Here is a 6,770-nt window from a genome sequence, read left to right as displayed (position 1 = left end):
GTTTGGTACTGTCGCCGTATTAATTTACCTTCGTTGCTGACTGGGTCAGGCGTTGCACCTTCGCCCAAACACGGGACCTTGCTCGATCTTGTGTAAATCGAACTGTTTACAAGCATTCCTAGTTGTGGGAAGATGGCGGTGTTTGGGAGATTATTAGTCTATGAAAAAGAACATGCGCGAATGGGTAAACCGAACAATCCTTGAACCAAGAAAGCGGCCATTACCGATTTTATCTTTCCCAGCCATTCAGATTATGGGCGTTACCGTCAAGGAATTGGTTAATGACAGCGAAACGCAAGCCCAGGCAATGAAGCTTCTTGTCGAACGGAATCATCCAATTGCATCCGTGAGTTTAATGGATTTATCTGTTGAAGCTGAGGCCTTCGGAGCTGAAGTTCGGTTTTCGGATTTTGAGATTCCGACAGTAATAGGTTCCGTTGCAAAGAACATGGGCGATGCTGAGAGTCTTACCGTTCCCAGCGTTGGTAATGGACGGACATGTATCTACTTGGACGCCATAAAGCGCGCTGTTTCACTTATTCAGGATATCCCTGTCTTAGCAGGTGTTACTGGACCTTTTACTTTAGCAGGACAACTGATCGGGGTTACGGAAACGTTTAAGGCGGCAAGGCGTAACCCCGAAATGCTTCACTTAGTCTTGGAAAAGTGCACAGAGTTTATCACTGCCTACGCACTCGCTTACCAGGAAGTTGGCTCCAACGGCATTTTTATGGCGGAACCTCTGACAGGGCTTTTGTCTCCCAGCTTGGCTATCGAGTTCTCAGAACCGTATGTCAAACAGATTGTCGACCGCGTCCAGAGTGACCAATATGTCGTAATCTATCACAACTGCAGTGGCAACGCATTGCGGATGATTGACTCAATCTTACGTACGGGGGCCATTGGGTATCATTTCGGCAACGCAATCTCAATGCCCGACGCAATAAGTAAATGCCCGCCAAATACTCTCTGCCTGGGTAATATTGACCCACGTACGTTACTAATTGACACAGCGGACCAAGTCAGACAAATCACGCGGGTCATGCTGGAAGACTGTGGGAGTGCGCCGAATTACATTCCGTCCACAGGATGCGACGTCCCACCCTTAGCTAAATGGGATAACATAGATTCTTTTTATGAAGAAATTGGATATTTCTATAGTGAGTTTTAAGCAAATAATCCAATTCGTTCATGCCGTTGTATTGTGTCCGTCCATATGTGGATTGGGAGTTAAAATGAAAGGGCTATCCCTGCTTCACCGGTGATTCTATCCGGATACCATGTTAGCCCATTTATCCTTGGAGCCGGAAGGGAACACCCTGCGTCGCCGGGGTTGGTAGCGGTTCGCGTGGCGTTGACTCGCCGTCAGGAAAGTAACCCACTTCCCCGGTTCGTTTTCTGATCTAAGTGTCCTGTGTCAGACGTCCTCGAAATTCGGGGATAAAAGATGCTGTGATCAGCGCTCTAAATCAAACGCAAAGAGTTGGCTTAATTCATAGTAAACCTCTCCTGACGGCATTGTTGCCATCTGTTGAAGCGGCAGGACGTCGGAACATCAAATTGGTGTTATCACGATATGGAGTTGCTTGCGACCTTTCACGGGCCTTTGTTATACTCATCTGAGCGAAAGGGAGCAAAAAAACATGGATAGTGAACATTCTTCTCAAGTAACAACTTATACTCCCAGTGACGAGAGCAAAATCGGACAATCATTCCCGATTCGTGATGCGGTGCTCAAGGTCAAGGGCGAATTGCAATACGTGGGTGACATGACGGTTGCCCGTATGCTTCATGCGAAAGTTCTGTTCAGCCCCAAACCTCATGCGCGTATCGTTGATATTGATACGTCGGAGGCTGAAAAGCTACCGGGCGTGCGTGCCGTTGTGACACATAAAAATACGCCGGCGGTGCGGTTCAATCCATGTGGTGAGGATATCAAAATATTCCACGATCAGCGGATTTTCGATGACAAGGTCCGTTTTGTCGGGGATCGCGTGGCAGCCGTGGCGGCCGATTCGGAGAAGATTGCCGAGCAGGCGGTCCGTTTGATCAAGGTCACCTATAAGGATTTGCCATTCTACACGGACCCTCGCCAGGCTTCTGAACCGGAAGCTGTCGCCATTCACCCTGACGGCAATCTGCTGCAGGAAGTCACAATGCAGACCGGAGACCCCGACAAAGCCTTTGCTGAAGCTGACTATGTATTCACAAATACCTATCACGTGCCGCCGATCCATCACGGAGCCATCGAACCTCATGCTGCATTGGCAGTACCGGATGCCAGGGGCAAGGTAACCGTATACACGCCAACCCAGGATGTGTTCGGAGTTCGCAAAAATCTTTGCCGTATCTTCAATCTTCCCATGAGCCGTGTCCGGGTAGTCAGTCCTGCCATGGGCGGTGGTTTTGGAGGAAAAATCGACGCTGTACTTGAGCCTGTTGTCATGGCGCTGGCGATCGCTACCGGCAGACCTGTCAGACTCGTGTTCAAGCGGAGCGAAATGATTCCCTCGACCCGGACCAGGCACGAAATGTATTTGACAACCACTACCGGATTGAACAAGGATGGGACGATCGTAGGCCATGAACTTGACCTGATTTCCAACGCAGGCGCCTATGCCGCCGGAGCAATGAGTGTGGTATGGGCACTTGGCGGAAAAGTTTTTAAAAATTACCGTACACCCCATATCCGTTTCCGCGGGCTCCCCGTTTACACAAACAGTCCGGTTGGCGGTGCCATGAGGGGATACGGGTCGCCACAGCGTTGTTTCGCGCAGCAACGTCAGATGAATACCATAGCCAGAAAGCTTGGCATTTCGATGATCGATCTGCAACTCAAGAACCTGGTCACCCTGTCGTCAGTGGATCCGAGGGATGGGCAACCCCACGGGGAAGCGCGCCCCATCGACTGTGTGACTATGGGAGCGGAAGCCTTTGATTGGAATGCAAGATGGGAAAAACAGGAAACGGATAAAAGGAACAACCAGGAAACCGTGCGCCGGGGAATTGGTATGGCTGTGGCCGTCCATGGCAATGGCCTCTTTGGCATTATGCCCGACACGAACGGCGTCATCTTGAAGATGAATGAGGACGGAACTGTTCATATGCTGACAGGAGCCAGCGATATGGGAAATGGCGTTGTGTCGGTTCAAGCCCAATTTGTCGCTGAAATTCTGGGCTTGTCCTTGGATGAAATTGAAGCCATTCAAGCCGACACGGACGTGACACTGTGGGATCTTGGTGATTATTCGAGCCGCGGTACCTATGTTTGTGGGCAGGCAGCAATCAAGGCGGCTGAAGCCGTGAGGGAGGAAGTATTACTCTATGCTTCCGAAATGCTGGAACTTGACGCTCAACAGCTGATCCTGAAAGAGAGTGCGGTCGTGTCCAGGGAAGATGACGGAAAACGGGTCACGCTGGCACAAGTGGCGCAATATGCGCATGATCATCATGAAACCGATATTTGCCATGCCAAGACCTTCGCTTCGAACGCTTTGGCCTTGTCATATGCAGCCCATTTTTGTGAGGTGGAGGTCAACACACGGACAGGCCACTGTCGCGTGACAGATTATTTGGCTGTACACGATCTGGGACGTACAATCAACCCGATGGGTATGGAAGGCCAGATTGAAGGTGCCATTCAAATGGGACTCGGTTACGCCTTATCCGAGACACTCGACGTGGATCCACAAACGGGGAGAAGCAGAAACAGCACCTTGCGAAAATACCATATGCCGACAGCGACACAAATGCCTCCGATTCGGATTCTTACGGTCGGCCACCCGGAGGAGAGCGGCCCATTTGGAGCAAAAAGTGTTGGCGAGTGTTCAACAGTACCGGTCGCACCGGCCATCGCGAACGCCATATCCAATGCACTCGATTGCGAGTTTGATGAGCTGCCTATTCATCCTGAAACAATCCTGAAAATAATCGATGGGTAGCATGATATCACTTGAATAATATTTCATAATATTCAAAGGGGCGTCCGAAGGAGGTTGTACAGGCGCACCGCCTTATATTACGCTTGCAATGCAGCGGATGATCGATGGAAACCCGACCAACCCCATCATTATTGTATGGAATATTTCTCTGAGCCGGCGTTCCCTTTGTGGTTGCCAAGAGTTGGGCTATCCGTGAAAAATTGGTAAAATCGCCCGGATATTTTTTGAATATGCATTTAGATTTTGGGGCTTTGCCATTTTCATGTTGCTTTATGCGGGATGGTTCGTTGACAATTGCACGGTGATGGTCTAGTATGACCGAAGTAACTTTTTGAATGCATTTACTGCAGTATAAATGCAATAATTATCAGTCATAAGCTCCGTTTGTTGATGAGATTTAACGGATGGGCATAGGTCAGGCATAGCGTGGTTTATTAGGTATTACAGTGACTAAGCGATATTCTGGAAGTGAGAAACAGCTCTCGAACTTGTCACTCGTGAAGTCAGGATGGTATTGCTTTTGCGGGAGGTGCGTGCGTATGGCATATTGTTTACGAAAGTCGGTCAAACCTTATTTTCCGATTGACTTGGGGCTTGGTACGCATTCCTTTTTGTTGACGCGCGATATCAAACTAATAAGATAAAGTCCTAACGAAACATCCCGAAAGACTGATCGTAATTGCAACTCGTATTCGGACAATATGCACAGTCAGCCGGTTAGGGAACTCGTTCGGGGTTGCTGTCGCGTGGACAGCTGTTTGGCGGACTGACGGTGACAAGGCGAAAGTGTGAGCAGTATGAGTTAGGATGAATAAGTCAGTCACTTATGGAGAGGACGCGATATTTTGCCGGTGTAAGGTGGCTTACCACCTTCAATAAGCATGGAACATGATCGGTGTTCATAGCACAAGGAAATGAGGAGAATTTGGCAATGTCAATGACCGAAGCACAAGAGAGTTACTTGACAAGAATGGATCCGAGAATCAAATTAATCGGTGTTTTGATGCTGACTGTGACCGTATTTATGGTCACCATCCTTTATTTGGTAATCGTATTTCTTGTGACATTTTTAGCCCTGTGGTTTGCTGCCCGGCTTCCGGGGAAATACTTAACGGGGTACTTGAAATTTTTGTCCTTTCTTATCGTATTCATTATTGTACTGCAAATGATTTTTTACCCTGATGCGGAACGCAATCTTCTGGGAATTCTCAAGCTTGACGGTCTGATTTACGGAATTATACTGGGCATCCGGCTCTGTTCACTAATTTTGTTGATGCCCATGCTTACGATGACGACCCCCTTGAACCGTTTGGCCCTTGGCATGACCAAGATGGGCTTACCGTACAAGGCCGCTTACATCATGACGACCACCATGAACATGGTTCCCATGTTTCAAAACGAGATCCGGTCGATCCAGGAAGCGCAGAAAATGCGTGGTATGACCGCCTTTGAACACAAAAATATTATTGTTAAGGCAAAGGCTTACCCCGCCCTTGTCACGCCTCTGGTGATCGGCGGGATGCGTCGTGCCCAGCAAATGGGCATTGCCATGGATTCGCGGGCATTTGGTGCGTTCAAGAAGAAGACCTACGTCAGTGAGATTCATACGAAACCAAGTGACTGGGTAGCATTTGCACTCGTGTGCCTGTATTGCGCCGCAATTATAACGGCCAACTACTATCTATAAGTGGAAGGGGACTTAATTGTGGTGAAGGATATGATTTGCTTTGATGATGTTTCTTATTGCTACAGCCGGACGAAACGCTGGGTGCTCAGAAAAATCAATTTATCGATCAAAAAGGGTGAGTTTATTGCGGTGATGGGGGCAAACGGTTCAGGTAAGTCCACGCTCTGCCAGTGCATTAACGGGATTATCCCGCATTCGCTCTCAGGAACACTGCGAGGAAAAGTGACAGTGGCCGGCTTGGATACACAGGAAATGACAGTTGCGGAACTGTCGCGCCATGTCGGTGTGGTACTGGAAGATCCGGAGACACAGATCTTCACCCACAGCATTGAGGAAGAAACAGCCTTTGGTCCGGAGAACCTGCAAATCCCTGCGGCTGAAATAAAGGAACGTATTGAGTGGGCGCTTAACATTGTGGGTCTCTGGCACCGTGCCAAAGATTCACCCCTGGCTCTTTCGGGCGGACAGAAACAAAGACTGATTATTGCCACAGCGCTCGTTATGCAGCCGGAAATACTGGTGCTGGATGAACCGACGTCTCAACTGGATCCGGTTGGAACGCGCGAAGTATTCGATGTGATCTATAAAATCGGTGATATGCATTCCATGACCATCGTCATGGCGACGCACAAGAGCGAAGAAATCGCTGAGTACGCAGATAAAATTTGCGTGATAAGAAATGGCAGAATTGCCGCATTTGACACGCCGCATGCTATTTTCGAACAGACCGAACTGTTGATGGATAATTGGATCAGACCACCTCAGGTGTCGGAATTATCCAGACGAATGAGAGAAAAGGGGTTGCCTATGTCACTGCACCCCATCATGCTGGATGAAGCAGAACAAGCCATCTATCAGTAGTTTAAGAATAAGGAGACCTTCTCGTGAGTGAAACAGTTCTAAAGATTGATCATCTGTCATTTACCTACGCCAGCGGCGTGGAGGCGCTGAAGGATGTCAGCCTGGACATTAAGCGCGGTGAGTTTGTTGCCATCATTGGACAGAATGGTTCGGGTAAATCCACCCTCCTGAAAAATATCACAGGCCTTCTACGCCCAACTAGCGGAAAGATCTTTATTAATGGCGAGGATAACATGGATATGTCAGTTGCGGAGATTTCACACGAGATTGGTTTCGTGCTG

At 48.8% G+C, this 6,770-nt stretch carries 5 protein-coding genes; all 5 read left to right on the top strand.

The annotated features are described in order from the left end of the window. The first annotated feature begins 160 nt into the window (after positions 1–160). Entirely contained in the window at positions 161–1,171 is a 1,011-nt protein-coding gene (locus GX117_12140) for a methyltransferase (protein NLO34079.1), read from the top strand. A 472-nt stretch (positions 1,172–1,643) separates the two neighbouring features. After that, positions 1,644–3,941, top strand: coding sequence for a molybdopterin-dependent oxidoreductase (locus GX117_12135; protein ID NLO34078.1), 2,298 nt, complete (start codon positions 1,644–1,646; stop codon positions 3,939–3,941). Positions 3,942–4,872: 931 nt separating this feature from the next. Further along, positions 4,873–5,628: an energy-coupling factor transporter transmembrane protein EcfT gene (locus GX117_12130; GenBank protein ID NLO34077.1), complete on the top strand. Its 756-nt coding sequence runs from the start codon at positions 4,873–4,875 to the stop codon at positions 5,626–5,628. 18 nt (positions 5,629–5,646) lie between these two features. Then, on the top strand, positions 5,647–6,489 hold the full coding sequence (locus GX117_12125; protein NLO34076.1) for an ABC transporter ATP-binding protein: 843 nt from the start codon (positions 5,647–5,649) through the stop codon (positions 6,487–6,489). 23 nt (positions 6,490–6,512) lie between these two features. Next, the coding region (locus tag GX117_12120; protein NLO34075.1) for an ATP-binding cassette domain-containing protein at positions 6,513–6,770 on the top strand (258 nt) is incomplete at its 3' end.

It is taken from the genome of Candidatus Hydrogenedentota bacterium (genome assembly GCA_012523015.1).
Lineage (GTDB): Bacteria > Hydrogenedentota > Hydrogenedentia > Hydrogenedentales > CAITNO01 > JAAYBJ01.
This window is presented reverse-complemented; position numbering and strand designations above follow the sequence as displayed.